The following is a 20,295-nucleotide window of genomic DNA, read 5'->3' as shown; positions in this document are numbered from 1 at the left end:
GTGAACCCCCACGCACACATCCGCCGCCGTCCGACCGGAAGGACCCCTCATGTCCGTCGACACGCGACAGGCGCCCGCCGAGCTCACCGACGAGGAGCTGCAGGCACTGGACGCCCACTGGCGCGCCGCCAACTACCTGTCCGTCGGCCAGATCTACCTCATGGCCAACCCGCTGCTCACCGAGCCCCTGCGTCCGGAGCACATCAAACCCCGCCTGCTGGGCCACTGGGGCACCTCACCGGGCCTGAACCTGGTGCACACCCACCTCAACCGGGTGATCAAGGCCCGCGGCATCGACGCCCTGTGCGTCTGGGGGCCCGGGCACGGCGGGCCCGCCGTCCTCGCCAACAGCTGGATCGAGGGGTCGTACACCGAGACCTACCCCGACATCACGCGGGACGCTGCGGGGATGGCCCGGCTGTTCCGGCAGTTCTCCTTCCCCGGCGGCGTGCCCAGCCACGTCGCCCCCGAGACGCCGGGCTCCATCCACGAGGGCGGCGAACTGGGCTACTCCCTGTCGCACGCCTACGGCGCAGCCCTGGACAACCCCGGCCTCCTGGTGGCCTGTGTCGTCGGCGACGGCGAGGCGGAGACCGGGCCGCTGGCGGCCTCCTGGCACGCCAACAAGTTCCTCGACCCCGTCCACGACGGCGCCGTCCTGCCCATCCTCCACCTCAACGGCTACAAGATCGCCAACCCCACGGTGCTCGCCCGCCTGCCGGAGACGGAACTCGACGAGCTGCTCAAGGGGTACGGACACGACCCCGTCCACGTCACCGGCGACGACCCGGCCGCCGTGCACCGCGCCATGGCGCGGGCCATGGACACCACGCTGGACAAGATCGCCGCCGTCCAGCGCGCGGCCCGCGAGGACGGCGCCACCGAGCGCCCCCGCTGGCCTGTGATCGTGCTGCGCACGCCGAAGGGCTGGACCGGCCCGAAGGAGGTCGACGGCCTGCCCGTGGAGGGCACCTGGCGCGCCCATCAGGTCCCGCTGGCCGGGGTGCGCGACAACCCGGAGCACCTGCGGGAACTGGAGGCGTGGCTGCGCTCGTACCGGCCACGGGAACTCTTCGACGAGCAGGGCAGCCCCCGCCCGCAGGTCCTCGCCTGCGTTCCGGCGGGCCCGCGCCGGCTCGGCGCCACCCCGCACGCCAACGGGGGCCTGCTGCTGCGTGAACTGCCGCTGCCGGCGCTGGAACGGTACGCCGTGCCCGTCGACAAGCCCGGCATGACGTTGCACGAACCCACCCGAGTGCTGGGCGAGTTGCTGGAACACGTCGTGCGGGAGACGGCCCAGCGCCGCGACTTCCGCCTCGTCGGTCCCGACGAGACCGCGTCGAACCGCCTGGACGCCGTGTACGCCGCCAGCGGCAAGGCGTGGCAGGCCGCGACCCTGGAGGTGGACGAAGACCTCGACCGGCACGGCCGGGTGATGGAGATCCTGTCCGAACACACCTGCCAGGGCTGGCTGGAGGGCTACCTCCTGACCGGCCGGCACGGCCTGTTCTCCTGTTACGAGGCCTTCGCGCACATCGTCGACTCGATGGTCAACCAGCACATCAAGTGGTTGCGCGTGACCCGCCGCCTGCCCTGGCGCGCCCCCATCGCCTCCCTCAACTACCTGCTCACCTCCCATGTGTGGCGGCAGGACCACAACGGCTTCTCCCACCAGGACCCCGGCTTCGTCGACCACATCCTCAACAAGAGCCCCGAGGTCGTCCGCGTCTACCTGCCGCCGGACGCCAACACGCTGCTCTCCGTCGCCGACCACGCGCTGCGCAGCCGCGACTACGTGAACGTGATCGTCGCGGGCAAGCAGCCCTGCTTCGACTGGCTGTCCATGGACCAGGCCCGGGTCCACTGCACCCGCGGCGCGGGCATCTGGGACTGGGCCGGCACCGAGGACGACACCCGGGAGCCGGACGTGGTGCTGGGCTGCGCGGGCGACGTCCCCACCCAGGAGGTGCTCGCCGCGGCCCAGCTGATGCGCCGTCACCTGCCCCAGCTCTCCGTCCGGGTCGTGAACGTCGTCGACATCGCGCGTCTGCTGCCGAGCGAGGAGCACCCGCACGGGATGACCGACTTCGAGTACGACGGCCTGTTCACCCAGGACAAACCGGTCGTCTTCGCGTACCACGGCTACCCCTGGCTGATCCACCGCCTGGCCTACCGGCGCACCGGCCACGGCAACATGCACGTGCGCGGCTACAAGGAGATCGGCACCACGACCACGCCGTTCGACATGGTCGTCCGCAACGACCTCGACCGCTACCGCCTGGTCATGGACGTCATCGACCGGGTTCCCGGCCTCGCGGTGCGCGCCGCCGTCGTGCGCCAGCGCATGGAGGACGCCCGCCTGCGTCACCACGAGTGGGTCCGTGCCCACGGCACCGACCTGCCCGAGGTGGCCGACTGGTCCTGGGAAGGCTGACGGTCCCTCAACTCGACGGGTGAGTAGGGACGTCCGGCCCGGTGGTCCGGGCCGCGCAGCCCCAGCGGCAGCGGGCGGCCGCGCGGGACATCGGTGGCGCGACGAGAGGTCACCGGGGCCCCGCGCGACACTCCCTGGAAGGGATGAGCATCATGGCAGTCCACGACCACCCCCAGCCGCACCCGGGGTTCCGCGGCCCGCCCCCGCGTCCGCGCCGGACCGGGGCGGCCCCCGCGCCCGGCGGCGCGGCGGCGACCGCGACCGGCGCCCACTTCCTCGCGGTGCTCCGTCTGCTGACCGCGCGGCCGCCGTCGCCGGCACGCTGATGACGGCGCTGATGTGGATCGCCGAGTGGCCGCCGGCCAAGCTCCTCTCCGACGGCTCCCCGAGCATGTCCACCAACCCGTTCGCGGACTACCACCTCGTCCACACCGTCGTCCTCGTCGCCCTCGCCGCCGCGGGCGCGGACGCCACCTGGGGCCTCGGCAGGGTGTGGGCGCGCCTGCCCTTCGTCAGCCGCAACCGCCGGCTGCTCTGACCGGCCCCCGCGTGCCGACCGGGGCACCGCCGCCACGAGGCGGCGGTGCCCCGCCCTCATGCCCTCATGCGGTCGCTCCCGCCGATGCGCGTCACTCGGCCCGTCACGTCGCCAGGACGGCCGCCCGGCCGGCCTCCAGCCGGGCGACCGGGACGCGGAACGGCGAACAGGAGACGTAGTCCAGCCCGGCGGCGTGGAAGAAGTGGACCGACTCCGGGTCGCCGCCGTGCTCCCCGCAGACGCCGATCTTCAGACCGGGCCGGGTGGCCCGGCCCTCGGCGACGGCGAGCCCGACCAGCCGCCCCACGCCCTCCCGGTCGAGCCGCTCGAACGGCGAGGCGGGGAAGACACCCTTGTCGAGGTATGCGGAGAAGAACTCGGCCTCGACGTCGTCGCGGGAGAAGCCCCAGGTGGTCTGCGTCAGGTCGTTCGTGCCGAAGGAGAAGAAGTCCGCCTGCTCGGCGATCCGGCCGGCCGTCAACGCGGCCCGGGGCAGCTCGATCATGGTGCCGACCGGACAGTTCACGGGGACGCCGGTCTCGTCCCGGACCTCGGCCAGCACGCGCTCCACCTCGCCGCGCTCCAGGCGGAGTTCCTCGACGGAGCCGATCAGCGGCACCATGATCTCCGCGACCGGGGTGCCACCCGCGCGCGTGCGCTCCACGACGGCCTCGGCGACGGCCCGCACCTGCATGGCGACCAGGCCCGGGACCACCAGGCCGAGGCGGACGCCGCGCAGGCCGAGCATCGGGTTCTCCTCGTGCATCCGGTTCACCGCTTCGAGCAGCTCGACGTCGTGCGGGTCGGGCAGGCCGCCGCGGGCTTCGACGGTCGCGACGCGCACGGCGAGTTCCGTGCGATCGGGCAGGAACTCGTGCAGCGGTGGGTCGAGAAGCCGGATCGTGACCGGAAGGCCGTCCATCGCGGCGAGGATGCCGACGAAGTCCTCGCGTTGCATCGGCAGCAGCGCGTCCAGCGCCCGGTCGCGCCGGTCGGCGGTGCAGGCCAGGATCATCTCCTCGACCAGCTTGCGGCGCTCGCCCAGGAACATGTGCTCGGTGCGGCACAGGCCGATGCCCTGCGCGCCGAACCGGCGGGCGCGCGCGGCGTCCTCGGGGGTGTCGGCGTTGGCCCGCACCTCGAGCCGCCGTACGCCGTCGGCCTGGAGCAGCGCGCGGGCCACCGCGTCGGCCACCTCGCCCGACCGCTCGCCGGTCTCCAGGTACCGCATGACCGGGGAGTCCACCAGCGGCGCCGCGCCCGGGTACACGGCACCGGCCGTGCCGTCGACCGAGATGACCGTGCCCTCCTCGACCACGGTGCCGTCACGGGTCGTGAAGTTCCGCGTCCCGGCGCGCACGGTCAGTTCCTCGGCGCCGCAGACGCACACCCTGCCCATGCCGCGGGCGACCACGGCCGCGTGACTGGTCTTGCCGCCGTGGCTGGTCAGCACCGCCTGGGCGGCGACCATGCCGGGCAGGTCGTCGGGGGTGGTCTCGTGACGGACGAGAACGACCTTCTCGCCGGCGGCGGCGCGTCGCACGGCCGTCGCCGAGTCGAAGACCACCGCGCCCACCGCGGCGCCGGGCGAGGCGGGGATGCCGTGGGCGAGCGGTACCCCGGCCGCGGCGGTGTCGAAGCGGGGGAACATCAGCCGGACCAGCCCGTCCCCGCTCACCCGTGCCAGGGCCTCGTCCTGGGTGATGAGCCCCTCGTCGGTCAGCTCGGCGGCGATGGCGAACTCCGCCGCGGCGGTGCGCTTTCCCACCCGCGTCTGGAGCATCCACAGCCGACCACGCTCGACCGTGAACTCGATGTCGCACAGGTCCCGGTAGTGATCCTCCAGAGTCCGCAGGTACTCCCGCAACTGCCCGTAAGAGCGCGGATCCAGCCGTTCCAGTTCGGTCAGCGGCACGGCGTCGCGGACGCCGGCGACGACGTCCTCGCCCTGTGCGTCGGGCAGGTAGTCGCCGTACAGGCCGGGGCGGCCGGTGGCCGGGTCGCGGGTGAAGGCGACGCCGCTGCCCGAGTCGGGGCCGAGGTTGCCGAAGACCATGCGCTGGACGGTGACGGCCGTGCCCAGGTCGTCGGGGATGTGCTCGCGGCGCCGGTAGAGGCCGGCGCGTTCGCAGTTCCAGGACCGGAAGACGGCGAGCACCGCCCGGCGCAGCTGCTCGGCGGGGGACTGGGGGAAGTCGTGCCCGGTCGCGTCGCGGATCAGCTTCTTGTACATCTCCACGAGGTCGGCGAGGGCGTCGGCGTCCAGGCGCCGGTCGTCCGGGACGTCGCGGGCCTCCCGCAGCACCGTCATGGCCTCGTCGAACAGCGAGGACTCGACCCCCATGACCGTACTGCCGAACATCTGCACGAGACGGCGGTAGGAGTCCCAGGCGAAGCGGTCGTTGCCGGAGACCACGGCCAGGCCCAGGACGGACTCGTCGTTCAGGCCGATGTCCAGCACCGTGTCCATCATGCCGGGCATGGAGGCGCGCGCCCCGGAGCGGACCGACACCAGCAGCGGATCGTCGCGCTGCCCCAGCCGCCGTCCCGAGGCGGCCTCCAGGCCCGACAGGTGCGCGGAAACCTCCCGGGACAGCCCCGCGGGTTCGGCGCCGGTGGCGAGGAAGGCCCGGCAGGCCTCGGTGGTGACGACGAAACCGGGCGGCACCGGCAGGCCCATCCGGGTCATCTCGGCGAGGTTCGCGCCCTTGCCGCCGAGCAGGTCGGCCATGCCACGGCCGCCCTCGGTGAAGTCGTACACGTAACGGACCATGATCCTCTGCCCTGCCTTCCGTGTCGGGCCCGGTGACCGCTGACTTCCGGTCAGCTCTCGAAGACGACGCAAGCCCTGATCCGCCCGTCGGCGACCTGCGCGGGGGCCGGGAAGCGGACGGTGCGGGGCGCGGGAAAGGCCACCATGACCAGTTTCCCGCCGCTCCGCATCCCGGCGTGCACCGAGGCGAACGCCCGCCCGGGCACGGCCGGGGCGGCCGGGGACCGGTCCGCGATCAGGAGGGGTCCGCCGAAGGAGTGGACGACTGATGCCTTCATGGTCGCTCCTCGTTCCGCCTCCGGGCCCGCCGGTCCGGTCCGATCCCAGGGTCGGACGCGCGCGGGCGCGCGGAACAGGTGCCGGCCGTCCCGGGAATCCGGGAAAACAGGGCCGACCGGCCCTGGCCCTCGGGCCCGGGAACGAGCAAGATCCTCGACAGGGAATCCGACCGCGTCCGGACGGGGACGGCGGCGTACGACGGGAGCAGCCCATGCCGGACAGCGAGCGCGGCGACGCCGAGAGTCCGATCCGTGTCTTCCTCCTCGACGACCACGAGGTGGTACGCCGCGGGGTGCACGACCTGCTCGACGACGAGCCGGACATCACCGTCGTCGGCGAGGCCGCCACCGCCGAGCAGGCCCTGGTCCGCGTCCCCGCGCTGCGCCCGCAGGTCGCGGTGCTCGACGTACGGCTGCCGGACGGCGACGGTGTGACCGTGTGCCGGGAGCTGCGCTCGCGCATGCCGGACCTGGCCTGCCTGATGCTGACCTCGTTCGACGACGAGGAGGCACTGCTCGACTCGATCATGGCCGGAGCCTCCGGGTACGTGCTGAAGCAGATCCAGGGCTCCGACCTGGTCTCCGCCGTCCGGACGGTCGCCCGCGGCCAGTCGCTGCTGGACCCGAGTGCCACGACCCGTCTGATGGCCCGGCTGCGCGGCGGCGGACGGCCCGAGCCCGAGCCCGAGCCGGACGTCCTGCCGGGGCTGACCGACCGTGAACGCGAGATCCTCGCCCTGATCGGCGAGGGCCTCACCAACCGTCAGATCGGTCAACGGCTCTACCTCGCCGAGAAGACCGTCAAGAACCACATCTCCCGCATGCTGGCCAAGCTGGGCGTCGAGCGGCGCATCCAGGCCGCCGTCATCGCGACCCAGGCCCAGGACCGGCTCCGGCAGGAGGGACGCTGACGGGCGGGCCGGACGCCCCGTCGGCGGCCTCGTCCTTCTTCCCCGATCTCCTGCCGTCCCCCCGCTCCGGCCGATACCGTGGCAGATGACCGGAACGATCGGCCCGGGGTATGTCGAGGGGACCTGGAGGACAGCCGTGGGACGCCCCAAGGAGCCCGGGGAGCAAGCGCGTGTGCGGTTGCCGCAGCTGAGGCTGGACGAGCTCCTGGAGGAGCTCCAGGCCCGCCTGGACGCGGCACGCGGCACCCGCGACCGGGTGCACAGCCTGCTGGAGGCGGTGCTCTCGGTCGGCCGTGAGCTGGACCTGCAGCAGGCGCTGCGCGGCATCGTGCAGGCCGCGGCCGTCCTGGTGGACGCCGAGTACGCCGCCCTGGGCGTGATCACACCTGACGGCAAACGGCTGTCGGACTTCCTCACCGTGGGCATCAGCGAGGAGGGCATCGCCCGGATCGGCCACTACCCGGAGGGGCACGGCATCCTCGGCGAGCTCATCCGCAACCCCGAGCCGCTGCGGCTGGAGAAGATCTCCGCGCACCCCGCCTCGTACGGCTTCCCGGCGAACCACCCGCCGATGAACACCTTCCTCGGCGTCCCCATACGCGTCCGCGACCAGATCTTCGGCAACCTCTACCTGACCGAGAAGCGCGGCGGCGCGCAGTTCGACGAGGACGACGAGTCGGTGCTGGCGACCCTCGCCGTGGCGGCGGGGGTGGCGATCGACAACGCCCGGCTCTACGAGGAGTCCCGGCTGCGCGAGCGGTGGCTGCGGGCGAACGCCGAGATCACCCAGCGGCTGCTGTCCGGCAGCGCACGCGGCGAGGTGCTCGCCCTGATCGCCGAGCGGGCCAGGGAGAACACCGGCGCCGCCCTGGCCGTGGTCGCCGTGCCGGTGGAGGACACCGACGCGCTCACCGTGGAACTGGCCATCGGCCGGCAGGCCGAGGCGCATCGCGGGCGGGTGCTGCCGGTCGACGACGGCCTGATCGGCCGGGCCTTCACCACCGGCGCCCCGGTCACCAGCCCCGACGTCCTGGGTGACGAGCGGGGCCCGTCGGACGCCGGGCGGGTGACCGGGCTCGGCCCGGCGGTCGCGGTGCCCATCGGCGGCAAGGAGGGCGTCCGAGGTGTCGTGCTGCTGGTCCGCCCGGCGGGCCGGACGGTGTTCTCGGAGGAGGAGACCGAGCCGCTCAAGGGCTTCGCCGCCCAGGCCGCGGTGGCGATGGAGCTCGCCGAGCACCGCCGTGACGCGGAGCAGATCGCCTTGCTCCAGGACCGGGACCGCATCGCCCGCGACCTCCACGACCTGGCGATCCAGCGGCTGTTCGCCACCGGGATGACGCTGCAGAGCGCCGGCCGGTTCATCGAGCACCCGGAGGCCTCCGAACGTGTCGCGCGGGCCGTCGACGACCTGGACGAGACCATCAAGATCATCAGGTCGACGATCTTCGGGCTTCGCGCGCGTGAGGACGCCGTCGGGCAGGGGCTGCGGGCCAAGGTGGTGCGGGCGGTCGGGGAGGCCGCGCCGCTGCTGGGGTTCGCGCCCAGCCTGCGCATGGAGGGGCTGCTGGACACCCAGGTCCCCCAGGAGACGGCCGACCACGTGCTCGCCGTCCTCTCCGAGGCCCTGACCAACGTCGCCCGGCACGCGCGCGCGGACCGCGCCGACGTCGTCCTGGAGACCGACGGCGGCACGCTCTGCCTCACGGTCACGGACAACGGCGTCGGCATCCCCCCGGACGGCCGCCGCAGCGGCCTGCAGAACATGGCCGACCGGGCCCGGCAGCTGGGCGGCACCCTGGAGGTGACCAGTCCGGTCGACGGCGGGGCGCGGGTGGCGTGGCGGGTGCCGGTGCGTCGGACGTAGTGCATCAGGCGTGGCCCACGGCGGCGGACGGCCGTTCCGGGCCGGTGCGCACGCGGCACGCCGCAGCGCTCCGCCTCAGGCCCCTGCCACGATGCCGGCGTCCGCTGCCGGTCGCGGCAGGACGGTCAGTGCGCCGGGTCCTGTTCCTGACGGACGACGACCACCGGGCAGGCCGCGTGCTGGGCGCAACGCTGGCTGACCGATCCCAGCATCGCCCGGGCGAAGCCGCCCCGTCCGCGGCTGCCCACGACGAGGAGTTCCGCGCCTTGCGAGGCGCGGATGAGCACCTCCGAGGGGTCGCCCTCCACGAGCTCCTCCCGCAGCCCGGCGGGGTGCTCGTCCCGGAAGACGGTGCGCAGCTCCGCCGCGAAACGCTCCCGGGCCTGCTCCAGGTCGAACTCCGGGTCGATGGCCGGCCCGCTCCAGCCGATGGCCGACGGCGTGTCCCAGGCGTGCACCGCCTCCACGAAACCGCCGACCCTCTGCGCGTACTGGACCGCCCAGCGCAGCGCCGCGTACGACGACGGCGAACCGTCCACTCCCACGACCACCCGTGGTACCGGCTCCGAGGAATGCATGGCCACCTCGCTCGACAGTCGACCTCTTCAGCTCCACGCTGCCCGCACCCGCGGCGCCGCGCCAGCCGGGGAGTGGCGGGAGCGGTCGGTCGGGCCGGTCGGCCCGGGACAGGGCCCAGTGGCCCCTCCCCGCACGACGCGCCGAGGACGACGATCGAATCCGACCGATCACGCAGGAGGTGGGCACCATGCCCCGCACCGTCACCGTAGGTCTGGACGGTTCGCCCGAGAGCAGAGCGGCCGCCGAGTGGGCCGCCCGTGAGGCGACGCTGCGGCAGTCGCCGCTGCGGCTCGTCCACGTCTGGGAACCGGTACCGGAGCCGATGGCCCAGGCCCCGCTGCTCGGCGCCGAGACGCACCGGCACTGGACCGAGCGGATTCCCCGGGAGGCCGCCGAAGGCCTCGGGTTGCGTCACCCGGGGGTGGAGGTGACCTGGGAGCAGCGCACCGGCCGGCCGGCCGACGTCCTGCCGGAGGCCGCGCGGGACGCCGAACTGCTTGTCCTGGGCTCGCGCGCCCTGACCGGGTTCGGAGGCTTCCTGGTCGGCTCCGTCGGTCAGGCCGTGATTGGGCGGGCCGCGGTGCCCGTGGTCCTCGTGCGGGCCTATGAGCTGGCCGCCGACGAGCACGTCATGGACCCCGCCGGGGTTCCGAGCGCGTCGACCGCCTTCCGGCCCGTCGTCCTCGGCCTCGACACCGACGGCCCCGACGACACGGTGCTCGCCTTCGCCTTCGAGGAGGCAGCGCGCCGCGGCACCGCCCTGCACGTGGTCCAGGGCTGGAACCTGCCGCCGTACTACGTCTACAGCCCGGCTGCCGGGGTCGAGCCGCACGACGAGGTCGCCCGCGAGAAGGCCGCCGAACTCACCGAGGTACTCCGCCCCTGGCGGCGGAAGTTCCCGGACGTCCCGGTCGTCGAGACCTCCCGCACCGGAAGCCCTTCCGACCACCTCGTCGACGCCTCCCGCGACGCCTCGCTCGTCGTCGTGGGCCGCCGTATCCGGCGCGGCCCGCTCGGCGCCCACATCGGCCCCGTCACGCAGGCCGTGTTGCACCACGCCACCACTCCCGTCGCCGTGGTCGCCCACCGCTGACCCGCAGGGGACGGGCCCGAGGAAGCCGGTCGCCGGTGGACCGGGCCGTTCTCCGGCGCGGGCGGGACCGATGGCCCTCCTCCCCGGGGCGCGCCCGCCCCAGGATGGAGTGAGGCACCACAGCTGGACCACATGAGAGACGACTGGCCCATGTATCGCAACGACGGATTCCGCGAGTTGGAGCGGCAGGAGTGTCTGCGGCTGCTGGCGAAGGCGACCGTGGGCCGTATCGTCCACACCCGTCAGGCGCTGCCCGCCGTGCTCCCGGTGAACTTCGGCCTGGACACGGACGGGTCCGTGCTCCTGCGCACGTCGGCCGCCTCCGAACTGGTCCGCGCCATCGACGGCACGGTGGTCGCTTTCGAGGTCGACGACGTCGACGCCGTCGCCCACACGGGCTGGAGCGTCGTCGTCACGGGACCCGCGTCCGTGGTGACGGATCCGGCCGAGCGTGAACGCCTCGCCCGGACCGGACCCCACTCCTGGGTGCCGTGGCCCGACGAGGTCTTCGTCCGCATCGGGCCCGAGCTGGTCACCGGCCGGGAGCTCGTCGGCCGGCCCAGCGCGTGCGCGTGAGCCGTGCACCACAGCGCTGACCTTCAGCACGAGACACGAGAAGTGCCCCAGGCGGTCACCTGGGGCACTTCACCTCTCCGGCGTCCACGACACCTCGCGGCCTCTCAGCGCGGCCCGGTCACCGCCTGGCCGCTCTCGAGACGGCACTCGACGTCGACGACGCCTTCGACGGCCCGTATCAGCCGCGCCGCGACGGGCACCAGCGACGTGTCCCTGATCCGCCCGGTGAGCGTGGCCACGCCGTCGGAGACCTCCACGCGAACGGGCTCCGGCGGGGCGGGGAAGAGACGGGTGACGATCTCCCGGTCGATCTCCTCGGCGAGCTCGTCGTCCGTCCGCAGGAACACCTTGAGCAGGTCGGCCCGGCTCACCACGCCTTCGAGCAGGCCCTGGGCGTTGACGACGGGCAGTCGCTTGACGTTGCGCCGGGCCATGATGCGGGCGGCCTGCGCGAGCGTGGCGCCGGGATGGACGGTGACGGCCGGAGTGCTCATGAGGTCCCCGGCGGTCAGCCCGCCCGCCTTGGCCAGGTCGGTCAGGCGGCGCAGCTGCGTGAACCGGTCGGGGTCGCTGTCACGGAACTCCTCCTTGGGCAGCAGATCGGCCTCGGAGACGACACCGACGACGCGGCCCTCGCCCTCCAGCACGGGCAGGGCGCTGACCTTCCACTGCTGCATCAGCTGGACGATGTCCTTGAACGGTGCGTCACGGCCGACGGCCACGACGGTGTGCGTCATGACATCGCTCACGATGTGCGGACTGCCGTGCATGGTCTCCTCCTCCTGCGATCGGGTGCGGTGCCCGGCGGGGCGTCCGCGGCGCCGTGGCGGCGCGGTCAGATCAGGCTGCCGCTGCCGTACGGGGCGTACAGGTCCAGCAGCCGGATCCGGGACGCGTGCAGCCGGTCGGCGACCACGTTGCCGACCCAGACGGCGATCGCGCGGCCGAACTCCGCGTCCTGGGCGCACATCGCCCGGACGGCGTCCGCGTCGAACTCCCAGGCCCGTACCGGGCTCATGGCCTCGGCGCCGAGATGCCAGGTGTACGGAGGGAAGTGCCAGGACCAGCCGACCAGTTCGCCCGGGCCCAGCGACTGGATGACGGCGGCGCGGCGGCCGGGCACGTGCAGGTCGAGCGTGACCGTGCCGGTCCGGATGATCCAGAAACGGTCGGCGCGCCGGCCTTCCTCGAACAGTCGGGTGCCCGCGTCGAAGGAGACCTCGCGGGCGGTCCGCATCAGTCGATGACGGTGCTCGGCCGGAAGGCCCGCGGCTCGGGTGGTGGTGGAGGTCATCGATCCGGTTCCTTTCGCTCCGGCCCGCCCCGACCGGTCCGGGAACCGACCGGTCGTCGTGCCCTCCGGGAGCCCTGGGGCCTGCTGATTCCAGCCTGTTCCCGCGACGGCGGGGGCACCACGGGCCGGACGGGCCCGACCGGGGGTCGTTCGGCCCATAAGGACCGGGGGAGCGCATCGGGCGACGGCCCGGCACGACGGGACGGGAAGGACATCCACTTCTCGCGGATCCTGATTGCGCGGTGCGCGGTCGAGAGGGCCGCTTCCCCGCGTCTCTTCCGGCGTCCTTCCCGTCACGTACAGCACACCACGCGCACTGCGCGGGCGCCAGGGCCGTTCAGTAGGGCAGTGGGCGCCCCGAGGGCGTCCTCAGGTCGAGACCCGCCGGGCGGCGCGGTGGACGGGGACGCCTCTCCTCCTGGATCCGCTTCATGACCCTCGCCTCCTCGGTCGTGGCGCGTGACCGCCGGTCCGCGCTCCGCCTGCACGCAAGCCCTGTCCGCGACCGGAGGCCCGGCCCGGGGCGGCGAGCGACCCGATCACCGGGTACGTCCGATCTTCCCCCGGGCCGACGGCCCCAACCCTCGCCCGTCCGCACCGGGCCGTCCAGGAGCCGGACCGACCGGGCCGGACGAAGTGGGATGCATCGCGAAGGACTTGGCCGTGGCAGGCCGGTCCGCCGACGCTGCCGGCCTCCGCATCCCCGCGCTCGCCTGCACAGCCGCGGCTCGGCGTCCCGCGGCCGGACCGCACCGGCCGTAGGGCGTTTCCTCCGCGCAAGCCTCCGCAAAAGGGACCGGACCGCCCTACCCGCCGCTGGCCCAGGGATGCGACCGTGGCAGGGGGACCCGGACGACTGCCGGACGAAAGGCGGTGAGGACGATGGAGCTGCCCCTGGTCGTGGGCGTCGACGGGTCGAACGGCAGCCTCCACGCGGTCGACTGGGCGGTGGACGAGGCCGCCCGGCACGGTCTGGCGCTGCGGCTGATCCACGCCTCCTTGTGGGAGCGGTACGAGGGTGCCGTTCCGGCGACGAGCCCGGAACCCCCGTCGGAACAGGCGATGGCGGAGCACATCGTCGGCTCCGCCGCCGAGCGCGCCCGCCTGCGCAACCCCGACGTGAAGATCGCCACCGACGTGATCGCCACGGACGCGGTGACCGCCCTCATGGAGGAGGGCAACCATGCAACCGCCCTGGTCACCGGCTCGCGCGGGCGCGGTGAGCTGGCCGGACTGCTGCTCGGATCGGTCGGCCTGGCCGTCGCGGCCCGAGCGCAGTGCCCGGTGATCGTGGTCCGGGGCGACCGGGCCGGCCTGGCCGGCACCCACCAGCGGATCGTGCTCGGCGCCGGGCAGCCGGAGGGGTGCGCGGAGGCCGTGCGGTTCGCCTTCCGGGAGGCCGAGGCGCGCCGCGCCGTTCTGGACGTCGTGCGCGCCTGGCGGCGCCCCGCGTACGAGATCGCGGAGTTCCCGGCGGGCGCCGACGAGCCGGCGCGGCACCACGAGGAGCAGGCCTCGGCCGTCCTCGACGCGCTGCTAACCGAGGCGACGGCCGACCATCCGGGGGTGCGGGTCTGCCGTACGACGGTCGAGGGAACGGCCCGCAAGGTGCTCGTGCACCGCTCGGCCGCCGCCGACCTCGTCGTCCTGGGGACCGGGCACAGGTCCGGCCGCTTCGGGCTTCAGCTCGGCCGGGTGAGCCACACCCTGCTGCACCACGCGGCGTGCCCGGTGGCTGTCGTACCGCAACGGGTGTGACGCTCGTGCTCCGTGCGCGCGAGCGAGCCGCGTACCGGGGCGGTCGCCCGATGCCGGTGGACCTCCCGCGAGGGGACGTTCCCGGGCGGGCCGGGCGGCCGCCCCGTCCTCGTGGTCACCTCAGGACCGGCCCCGCGAGCTCGACGATGTCGTCGGCGGCCACGTCGTGCAGCCGGATGGCGAGGTCCTCCAGAGCGCGGCTGGCGGCGAGTTCGTCGCCGATCTCCGGTACGGGCCGGTCGATCGGGTTGCGCCGGGCCACGCCCTTGCCGGTGACGGTCGAGGTGTCGCGGGTGGTGAGCACAGCACGCGCGTGCGTGTCGTCACCGTCCTCGGTGATGTAGATCTGCACGGTCCACTGCTTGGCTTCCATCGTGATCACTCCCGTACGAGGGTCTCGCCCCGTCACCTCTCACCGTGCGCCCGAAACGGCCGCGACGCCAGACGCCGCATGCCGCGCACCCGGTTCCGACCGTGTCGCCCGGCCCCACGGCGTGCGTCTCCCGGAGCGGGTCGGCCGGCGGGCCGGCGATCAGGGCGGGGACGAACCCGCCGGGCGCGGCGGTCCCGGCGACCGTGGTGGCCGCCAGGACCGTCAGCTCCAGGGAACTCGGCGGGTCCGGCCGGTCGTCACTGGGTGCCGAGACCCGCGTCGTCCACCTCGTCCCTGCCCTCGGCCTTGAGGACCTTGTTGAGCGGGGCGAGGTCGTAGATGCCCTTCAGGTTGGGCTTCTCCAGCAGGCCGGCCTTGACGGCGTGGTCCGCCTGGGCGTCGAGGGTGGAGGCCAGCGGGTCGTCGAGGAAGGTGACGGACTCCCAGGCCGGGTCGATGACCTCGGCGGGCAGCGCCTTGCCCGACAGCTTCTTCAGCGCCTCGTTGGCGGAGGCCTTCGCCTTCTCCGGGTTGGCGTTGATCCACTCGTTGGTGCGCACCGAGCCGCGCAGCACGGCCTCGACGACGTCCTGGTGCTCCTTCAGGAAGCTCTGCGACACGATGATGTTCGTGATCACGAACTTCTTGTCCGGCCACAGGTCGGCCTCGTCGAGGAGCACCTTCGCGCCCTCGGAGACCAGCTTGGACGCGGTCGGCTCGGGCACCCATGCTCCGTCGATCGAGCCGGACTTGTAGGCGTCGGGTGTGACCTTGTTGTCGGTGCGGACCACGGACACATCGCCCCGGCCGCTCTCGGCGTCGACCTTCCAGCCCTTCTCCGCGATCCAGTTGAGGAACGCGATGTCCTGGGTGTTGCCGAGCTGGGGGGTGGCGATCTTCTTGCCCTTGAGGTCGTCCAGCGTCTTGATCTTGTCAGGGTTGACGACGAGCTTGACGCCGCCGGAGGCGGAACCGCTGATGATGCGCAGGTTCTTGCCGTCCGACTTGGTGTAGCCGTTGATGGCGGGGGAGGGGCCGATCCAGCCGATGTCGATGGAGCCGGAGTTCAGCGCCTCGATCTCCGAGGGGCCGGCGTTGAAGGTCGAGGCCTTGATGGTGGTGCCACCGAGTTCCTTCTGGAGCAGGCCCTCCTGGACCCCCACCAGAGCGGTGGCGTGGGTGAGGTTGGGGAAGTAGCCGATCTTCACCTCGTCGGCGGAGAGCTTCTCGGCGCCCGCCGCGACCTCCGTCTGCCGGGCGTCGTCGGTGGACTCGGCACCGTAACCGCAGGCGGTCAGCAGGAGAGGGAGTGCTGCTGTGGCGGCGAGGGTGCGCAGGGCGGTGAGCGGTCTTGCGGCAGACACGGAGGTGTCCTCTCAGGGATGGGGACGAACGGTGAGATGCGCGAACGGTGAGATCACGAATGGTGAGATCACGAACGACGAGATGCGCGAACGACGAGATGCGCAGACGGCGGCGGAAGCCTTGGCCAGGGCATCCTTGGGCAGGGCATGCACCGGCACCCCGCCCGACGGCCCTCGGCGGCCCACTGGGCTGCCTAGGGTCCAGGAGCGCGAGACGGTCGCGGTGACACGGTGACGCGGTGGCGGGTCAGACGGAGCGACAGATGGCGCTGGAGGTGCGGCCGAGGTCGATGTGACGGCGCGAGGTCAGCAGGGGGAGCGACCGGTCCGCAAGGTGGAGCGTGCGCATGGTCACCCCCGCGTTCCCGGGATCGATCCGTGGATCCCTAGTTTTCCTATCTGGCTGGTAGGGATCGTGACAGAAGGCGGCCCCCGCCCCAAGAGGGTGTTCACATAATGGATGCATCTATCTCGCACTTCGGAATCGACGTGGTCGCGTTCGTTGCGACACCACGGCGGGCCGCCCTCCGGGCCGGGGCGGCGTCGGCGCATTAGCCTGCGGTCATGGGACTCGGCCTGCTGTTCGCGCTGTGCGCCGCCGTCTTCATGGGAACGGCGACCGTGTTCCAGGCCCTCGGTGCGCGCAGGGTGACGCCCGGAGGCGCAGGGGCGGCGGTGCGGGCCACGTGGCAGTGGCCGTTCATCGTGGGCGTCGCCCTCGACACGCTGGGCTTCGGTGCGGAACTGTTCTCCCTGCGATCGGTCCCGCTCTTCCTGGTCGAGGCGGCGGTCGCCGGGGCACTGGCGGTCACCGCGCTCGTCTCGGCGCTCGTGCTGCGCATCCGGCTGCGCCGGGTGGAGTGGGCCGCCGTCGGCGCGGTGTGCGGCGGGCTCGCGCTGATGGCGATCGCCGCGGGCCGGGAGACCGGCGGGGACGGCGACGCGCGGATGCGGGCCGCGGTGCTGGTGGGAGCGGTCGGGCTCGCCCTGGTGAGCTGGGCACTGAGTCTGCGCCTGGGGCCGATGCGCCACCGCGCCGCCGTGCTGGGCGCCCTGGCGGGGGTCAGCTTCGGCGTGGTCTCCGTGGCGGCGCGGCTGCTGCCGGGACTGTCCTTCCCCGGCCTGCTCGTCGATCCGGCGGTGTACGCCGTGATCGTCTCCGGCATCACCGGCTATCTGGTCCTCATTCAGGCCCTCCAGTGCGGCTCGGTCACCTCCGCCACCGCGGCGATGGTCACCGGGGAGACCGTCTGGCCCGCGCTGTTCGGGGTCGTGTGGCTGGGCGACACCACCCGCCACGGGCTCGCGCCGCTGGCGGTCGCCGGATTCGCGGCCTCCATCGCGGGCGCCCTCACGCTGGCCCGCTTCGGCGAGGCGGAAGAACCGACCCTGTAGACGCTCGGCCTCGTTCCCGCCGACCGACCGACCGACCGACCGACCGACCGACCGACCGACCGCCCACCGCCCGCCGGCCTCGGGCTGACGCGAAAACGCCAGCGGCCAACAACGGCGGGCACGGCGGCATGGACGACGTCCTGCAGTGGCGCACCGTCCAGCAGATGCGCGCCGGGCTCGTCCCCGACATGGACGTCCACGACGCCGCCGTCTGGTGCTCCCCGATCCCCCTGAGCGTCAAGTCCCGCGCAGCGGGCGGCCGTCCGGTCGCCGTCCCCGACTTCACCCGCGGCTCCTGGGTCACCCACCGTACGGGCCTCGACTCACGCCCGAGCGAGATGCCGCCGGTCACCTGAGCAGGACAGCCCACAGGTCCCGACGCCCCACACCCGCCGCCACGTCCTGTCCCCATGTCCCGCGAGGCACACCTGCCGTACGGACGGGTACGGCAGGTGCACGGGACGCCGGCGCGTCGGCGAAGGCACTTCAGTGGTGATCGCCGTGCCGGCCGAGGGTGTTCACCGGGGTTGCGCCGGGGCGGGTCCACTGCGGTACGGGGCGGCTGGTCGGGCCCCAGGTGGCGTTCCCGCCCGCGTCCGTGCGCCAGTACCAGCACGGGCGGCGCCCCTCGGGTCGGCCCTCGGGATTGTCCTCCCAGGCCTCGCCGCGGCCGTAGGGCGTCATGTCGAGCAGGCTCAGGGACCCGTTGACCGGCTCGTTGCCACGGCCCGTCGTGCGGTAGGTGAGGAACACACGGTCGCCGTCGCGCAGGAAGCAGGTGAGGTAGCCCATGTCACCGCCGACCGGCGGCGGCACGTCGCGCACCGAGTACCAGGGCTGCGTGTAGCCCATGAACGCGACGTAGGGGGCCACCTCGTCCCACCGGCCCGTGGTCAGGATGGCGAACGAGACGCCGCGGGCGTTGAGGTAGACGGCGTCCTTCAGGTGCCAGGCCGTGGTGGTGCAGCCCTCGCACTGCCCCTGGTGCGGCGCGCCGTCATGCCACATGTGCTTGTAGACCACGAGCTCGTCGCAGCTCTGGAACAGGTCCGGGAACGGTACCGGGCCGTCGGGTCCGACGACCTCGACCGTCCCGTCGAGCTCCACCATCGGCAGCCGGCGGCGGGCCGCGGCAAGGGCGTCGCCCTCGCGGGTGTGGGCCTTCTCGCGGACGAGCAGCTCGTCCCGGGCCTTCTGCCAGGTGGCCAGGTCGACGACGGGCGGGCGGCCGGGAAGCGCGGTGGCCGGGTCGTCCGGTGCGGTCGTCATGGTGTCCTCCGGGGTGTCTCGTGCCGGGCGCCGTCGTACGACGTCCGACGACGGTCACCAGAACGGACTCCCGACCCGGCCGGAACTCATCGCGGCCGGCGTGTGGCGCAGCCGGCTCCGTCGGCCTCCGGCCTACCGCACGTCGCCCCGTACGCACAGCCCGGCGCAGTTCGTCCGCCTCGAAGCGGCTCCCCCTCGTCCTGACGCGCGCCGGCCTCGGTGTCCGCCCGCCTACTCCTCGACCGGCTCGTACGCGCTGATGACGTACGCGGCCTCGTCGTCGAGGGCGCGCTCGTCCCAGTCCAGGGTGATGCGCACCGGATGCCCCTCGGCGGCGTACTCGACCTCGGCCGTGTCCGCGTCGTCACGCCGCGCCTGTTCCAGCTCCCGCAGCAACTCCCCGATGGTGGGCACCGCTTCGGGGCTGTGCTCGACCACCCGCCGCCCGCTCTCGTCCAGACCGGCCGACCCCGCGACCGCGCCGTCCTTCACGGTCACGCGGAACGTCCCGATCAGCGCCCGCTCTCCTTGAGTGGACCGGAGCGTGTAGGCGTACGAAGGGGGTTCCTTCCAGGTGATCGGGCTGCGCGCTCCGTCCGTGCCGCACGCGGCGGTCGTGCACAACAGCCCTCCCGTCAGCAGGGGAGCGAACACGGCACCCAGGCGTGCACTCGTCATGGCGGCAGTCCCTTCGACCCTTCGGCGGCTACCGCTGTGACGCCGGCCGCCCGCGGAACGTTCGGGCCGCTCCAAAAGGGTCCCCTGCACCAGCCGGAGGCTGCGGAGCGGGGATGTCCGGATACAGCCCTGGCCGCCCGGTGACCCGCCCCCCTACGATGCGACCGCTCCCGACCTTCACAACGTGTTCACAATCGCCTCCCGGGTCGGGGGCGCGATCGGTCTCGCATGGGCATGATTGTTGACATGTTCATGACTAAACCATCGTGGTTGCCACCCCCCTGACCGCATGTACAGAGACCTGTGCAGATAGGAGAACCATGGCTGCCGGCCTGCTCCTGAGCGGCGCGATCGGCGCGCTGCTCGCCACCGCGGTACCCGCACACGACCCGGGGTCCGGAATCGTCGACCCGCCCCCGGACCGCATCGTCATCAAGGTCGCCACGGTGAACGGCTCCGGCTGCCCGCAAGGCACAGCCGCCGTCGCCGTGTCGCCGGACAACACGGCCTTCACCGTGACCTACAGCGAGTACCTCGCCCAGGTCGGCGGCAGCTCCGACCCCACGGCGTTCCGCAAGAACTGCCAGCTCAACCTGATCGTCCACGTGCCGCAGGGCTTCACGTACGCCGTCGCCAGCGCCGACTACCGCGGCTTCGCGGCGCTCCAGTCCGGCGCGAGCGCCGTCCAGCGGGCCTCGTACTACTTCCAGGGCTCCTCGAACACGGAGTTCCGCAACCACCCGTTCCGCGGCCCCTACAACGACAACTGGCAGGCCACCGACACCACCGACTGGGCCCAGCTGGTCTGGGCGCCCTGCGGCGTCCAGCGCAACTTCAACATCAACACCGAGTTGCGGGTGAGCGCGGGCACCTCCGACCCGGCGAGGACCAGCTTCATGACGATGGACTCGACCGACGGGGACATCAGCACCATCTACCACCTGGCGTGGAAGGAGTGCCCCGACACCTGACACCGGCCCCGTGCCCCGCTCGCCGCGGACGCCCGGCGACCGGGGAACGGGTGCACCAGACCGCTCAACGGCCCGATACCGCACGGCTCTTGACGTCCCCAGCACCGCTGGTCATCCTCGTCGAGTATCGCGCCGGTCATGACAACC

19 protein-coding genes and 2 pseudogenes are annotated in these 20,295 nt (G+C 72.9%); 11 read left to right on the top strand and 10 right to left on the bottom strand.

The annotated features are described in order from the left end of the window. The first annotated feature begins 49 nt into the window (after nt 1-49). The 3 genes and pseudogenes from IPT68_RS03835 to IPT68_RS33800 all read left to right on the top strand — a co-directional run. Nucleotides 50-2,434, top strand: coding sequence for a phosphoketolase family protein (locus tag IPT68_RS03835; RefSeq protein ID WP_189701943.1), 2,385 nt, complete (start codon nt 50-52; stop codon nt 2,432-2,434). A 152-nt stretch (nt 2,435-2,586) separates the two neighbouring features. Then, entirely contained in the window at nt 2,587-2,760 is a 174-nt protein-coding gene (locus tag IPT68_RS33805) for a hypothetical protein (protein ID WP_228040753.1), read from the top strand. Then, a pseudogene (locus tag IPT68_RS33800) lies at nt 2,733-2,972 on the top strand (hypothetical protein); the annotation flags it as partial. The gene IPT68_RS33805 and the pseudogene IPT68_RS33800, both read left to right, overlap by 28 nt. A gap of 103 nt (nt 2,973-3,075) precedes the next feature. Here IPT68_RS33800 and ppdK read toward each other — a convergent pair. Then, a complete protein-coding gene (gene ppdK / locus IPT68_RS03825; RefSeq protein ID WP_194074054.1) occupies nt 3,076-5,745 on the bottom strand; it encodes a pyruvate, phosphate dikinase in 2,670 nt (889 codons plus the stop codon). Between the two features lie 50 nt (nt 5,746-5,795). Continuing rightward, nucleotides 5,796-6,023: a hypothetical protein gene (locus IPT68_RS03820; protein ID WP_189701941.1), complete on the bottom strand. Its 228-nt coding sequence runs from the start codon at nt 6,021-6,023 to the stop codon at nt 5,796-5,798. Nucleotides 6,024-6,235: 212 nt separating this feature from the next. On the opposite strand from IPT68_RS03820, the gene IPT68_RS03815 reads away from it, so the two are divergent. Together IPT68_RS03815 and IPT68_RS03810 are read left to right on the top strand one after the other, a co-directional pair. After that, nucleotides 6,236-6,934 (top strand): response regulator, encoded by a 699-nt coding sequence (locus tag IPT68_RS03815; protein WP_189701940.1) that lies wholly within the window; start codon nt 6,236-6,238, stop codon nt 6,932-6,934. A gap of 85 nt (nt 6,935-7,019) precedes the next feature. Continuing rightward, the gene (locus IPT68_RS03810) at nt 7,020-8,798 is read left to right on the top strand and encodes a sensor histidine kinase (protein ID WP_189701939.1); all 1,779 of its coding nucleotides are present in this window, start codon (nt 7,020-7,022) and stop codon (nt 8,796-8,798) included. A 125-nt stretch (nt 8,799-8,923) separates the two neighbouring features. On the opposite strand, the gene IPT68_RS03805 is transcribed toward IPT68_RS03810, so the two are convergent. Further along, a complete protein-coding gene (locus IPT68_RS03805) occupies nt 8,924-9,376 on the bottom strand; it encodes a universal stress protein (RefSeq protein WP_189701938.1) in 453 nt (150 codons plus the stop codon). 188 nt (nt 9,377-9,564) lie between these two features. On the opposite strand from IPT68_RS03805, the gene IPT68_RS03800 reads away from it, so the two are divergent. Then, nucleotides 9,565-10,470 (top strand): universal stress protein, encoded by a 906-nt coding sequence (locus tag IPT68_RS03800; protein WP_189701937.1) that lies wholly within the window; start codon nt 9,565-9,567, stop codon nt 10,468-10,470. A 150-nt stretch (nt 10,471-10,620) separates the two neighbouring features. Beyond that, on the top strand, nt 10,621-11,046 hold the full coding sequence (locus IPT68_RS03795; RefSeq protein WP_189701936.1) for a pyridoxamine 5'-phosphate oxidase family protein: 426 nt from the start codon (nt 10,621-10,623) through the stop codon (nt 11,044-11,046). 104 nt (nt 11,047-11,150) lie between these two features. On the opposite strand, the gene IPT68_RS03790 is transcribed toward IPT68_RS03795, so the two are convergent. Both IPT68_RS03790 and IPT68_RS03785 read right to left on the bottom strand, forming a co-directional pair. Continuing rightward, complete coding sequence (locus IPT68_RS03790) at nt 11,151-11,816, bottom strand: CBS domain-containing protein (RefSeq protein WP_189701935.1); 666 nt, start codon at nt 11,814-11,816, stop codon at nt 11,151-11,153. 65 nt (nt 11,817-11,881) lie between these two features. Next, nucleotides 11,882-12,340 carry a Crp/Fnr family transcriptional regulator gene (locus IPT68_RS03785; protein WP_189701934.1) on the bottom strand — a complete coding sequence of 153 codons (459 nt, stop codon included), beginning with the start codon at nt 12,338-12,340 and terminating at the stop codon, nt 11,882-11,884. An 882-nt stretch (nt 12,341-13,222) separates the two neighbouring features. Here IPT68_RS03785 and IPT68_RS03780 point away from each other — a divergent pair. Next, nucleotides 13,223-14,098, top strand: a complete 876-nt coding sequence (locus tag IPT68_RS03780; protein WP_189701933.1) for a universal stress protein — start codon at nt 13,223-13,225, stop codon at nt 14,096-14,098. Nucleotides 14,099-14,213: 115 nt separating this feature from the next. Here IPT68_RS03780 and IPT68_RS03775 read toward each other — a convergent pair whose 3' ends face one another. The 3 genes from IPT68_RS03775 to IPT68_RS34775 all read right to left on the bottom strand — a co-directional run bounded on the left by IPT68_RS03775 (nt 14,214) and on the right by IPT68_RS34775 (nt 16,184). After that, nucleotides 14,214-14,471: a DUF1876 domain-containing protein gene (locus tag IPT68_RS03775; RefSeq protein WP_189701932.1), complete on the bottom strand. Its 258-nt coding sequence runs from the start codon at nt 14,469-14,471 to the stop codon at nt 14,214-14,216. Between the two features lie 257 nt (nt 14,472-14,728). Next, nucleotides 14,729-15,835 (bottom strand): ABC transporter substrate-binding protein, encoded by a 1,107-nt coding sequence (locus IPT68_RS03770; protein WP_189701931.1) that lies wholly within the window; start codon nt 15,833-15,835, stop codon nt 14,729-14,731. Nucleotides 15,836-16,082: 247 nt separating this feature from the next. Then, nucleotides 16,083-16,184: a putative leader peptide gene (locus IPT68_RS34775; RefSeq protein WP_322734594.1), complete on the bottom strand. Its 102-nt coding sequence runs from the start codon at nt 16,182-16,184 to the stop codon at nt 16,083-16,085. A gap of 215 nt (nt 16,185-16,399) precedes the next feature. Between IPT68_RS34775 and IPT68_RS03765 the strand changes: the two genes are divergently transcribed. Both IPT68_RS03765 and IPT68_RS03760 read left to right on the top strand, forming a co-directional pair. Continuing rightward, nucleotides 16,400-17,230 (top strand): DMT family protein, encoded by an 831-nt coding sequence (locus IPT68_RS03765; protein WP_189701930.1) that lies wholly within the window; start codon nt 16,400-16,402, stop codon nt 17,228-17,230. 101 nt (nt 17,231-17,331) lie between these two features. Beyond that, nucleotides 17,332-17,586: pseudogene (locus IPT68_RS03760) on the top strand (gfo/Idh/MocA family oxidoreductase); the annotation flags it as partial. 130 nt (nt 17,587-17,716) lie between these two features. On the opposite strand, the gene IPT68_RS03755 reads toward IPT68_RS03760, so the two are convergent. Both IPT68_RS03755 and IPT68_RS03750 read right to left on the bottom strand, forming a co-directional pair. Next, nucleotides 17,717-18,499 carry a DUF899 family protein gene (locus tag IPT68_RS03755; RefSeq protein WP_189701929.1) on the bottom strand — a complete coding sequence of 261 codons (783 nt, stop codon included), beginning with the start codon at nt 18,497-18,499 and terminating at the stop codon, nt 17,717-17,719. A gap of 231 nt (nt 18,500-18,730) precedes the next feature. Further along, on the bottom strand, nt 18,731-19,177 hold the full coding sequence (locus IPT68_RS03750; RefSeq protein ID WP_189701928.1) for a DUF6174 domain-containing protein: 447 nt from the start codon (nt 19,175-19,177) through the stop codon (nt 18,731-18,733). A 320-nt stretch (nt 19,178-19,497) separates the two neighbouring features. Between IPT68_RS03750 and IPT68_RS03745 the strand changes: the two genes are divergently transcribed. After that, complete coding sequence (locus IPT68_RS03745) at nt 19,498-20,148, top strand: DUF4360 domain-containing protein (RefSeq protein ID WP_189701927.1); 651 nt, start codon at nt 19,498-19,500, stop codon at nt 20,146-20,148. Nucleotides 20,149-20,295: the final 147 nt, after the last annotated feature.

Source organism: Streptomyces chromofuscus (assembly GCF_015160875.1).
Taxonomy (GTDB): Bacteria; Actinomycetota; Actinomycetes; order Streptomycetales; family Streptomycetaceae; genus Streptomyces; species Streptomyces chromofuscus.
Note: the sequence above shows the minus strand (reverse complement) of the source record. Positions and strands in the feature narration are given on the sequence as shown.

What these genes read in the sequence shown, in the direction of transcription:
- IPT68_RS03835 (WP_189701943.1), top strand. Translation starts at nt 50, where the DNA reads ATGTCCGTCGACACGCGACAGGCGCCCGCCGAGCTCACCGACGAGGAG.
- IPT68_RS33805 (WP_228040753.1), top strand. Translation starts at nt 2,587, where the DNA reads ATGGCAGTCCACGACCACCCCCAGCCGCACCCGGGGTTCCGCGGCCCG.
- ppdK (WP_194074054.1), bottom strand. Translation starts at nt 5,745, where the DNA reads ATGGTCCGTTACGTGTACGACTTCACCGAGGGCGGCCGTGGCATGGCC.
- IPT68_RS03820 (WP_189701941.1), bottom strand. Translation starts at nt 6,023, where the DNA reads ATGAAGGCATCAGTCGTCCACTCCTTCGGCGGACCCCTCCTGATCGCG.
- IPT68_RS03815 (WP_189701940.1), top strand. Translation starts at nt 6,236, where the DNA reads ATGCCGGACAGCGAGCGCGGCGACGCCGAGAGTCCGATCCGTGTCTTC.
- IPT68_RS03810 (WP_189701939.1), top strand. Translation starts at nt 7,020, where the DNA reads ATGACCGGAACGATCGGCCCGGGGTATGTCGAGGGGACCTGGAGGACA.
- IPT68_RS03805 (WP_189701938.1), bottom strand. Translation starts at nt 9,376, where the DNA reads ATGCATTCCTCGGAGCCGGTACCACGGGTGGTCGTGGGAGTGGACGGT.
- IPT68_RS03800 (WP_189701937.1), top strand. Translation starts at nt 9,565, where the DNA reads ATGCCCCGCACCGTCACCGTAGGTCTGGACGGTTCGCCCGAGAGCAGA.
- IPT68_RS03795 (WP_189701936.1), top strand. Translation starts at nt 10,621, where the DNA reads ATGTATCGCAACGACGGATTCCGCGAGTTGGAGCGGCAGGAGTGTCTG.
- IPT68_RS03790 (WP_189701935.1), bottom strand. Translation starts at nt 11,816, where the DNA reads ATGCACGGCAGTCCGCACATCGTGAGCGATGTCATGACGCACACCGTC.
- IPT68_RS03785 (WP_189701934.1), bottom strand. Translation starts at nt 12,340, where the DNA reads ATGACCTCCACCACCACCCGAGCCGCGGGCCTTCCGGCCGAGCACCGT.
- IPT68_RS03780 (WP_189701933.1), top strand. Translation starts at nt 13,223, where the DNA reads ATGGAGCTGCCCCTGGTCGTGGGCGTCGACGGGTCGAACGGCAGCCTC.
- IPT68_RS03775 (WP_189701932.1), bottom strand. Translation starts at nt 14,471, where the DNA reads ATGGAAGCCAAGCAGTGGACCGTGCAGATCTACATCACCGAGGACGGT.
- IPT68_RS34775 (WP_322734594.1), bottom strand. Translation starts at nt 16,184, where the DNA reads ATGCGCACGCTCCACCTTGCGGACCGGTCGCTCCCCCTGCTGACCTCG.
- IPT68_RS03765 (WP_189701930.1), top strand. Translation starts at nt 16,400, where the DNA reads ATGGGACTCGGCCTGCTGTTCGCGCTGTGCGCCGCCGTCTTCATGGGA.
- IPT68_RS03755 (WP_189701929.1), bottom strand. Translation starts at nt 18,499, where the DNA reads ATGACGACCGCACCGGACGACCCGGCCACCGCGCTTCCCGGCCGCCCG.
- IPT68_RS03750 (WP_189701928.1), bottom strand. Translation starts at nt 19,177, where the DNA reads ATGACGAGTGCACGCCTGGGTGCCGTGTTCGCTCCCCTGCTGACGGGA.
- IPT68_RS03745 (WP_189701927.1), top strand. Translation starts at nt 19,498, where the DNA reads ATGGCTGCCGGCCTGCTCCTGAGCGGCGCGATCGGCGCGCTGCTCGCC.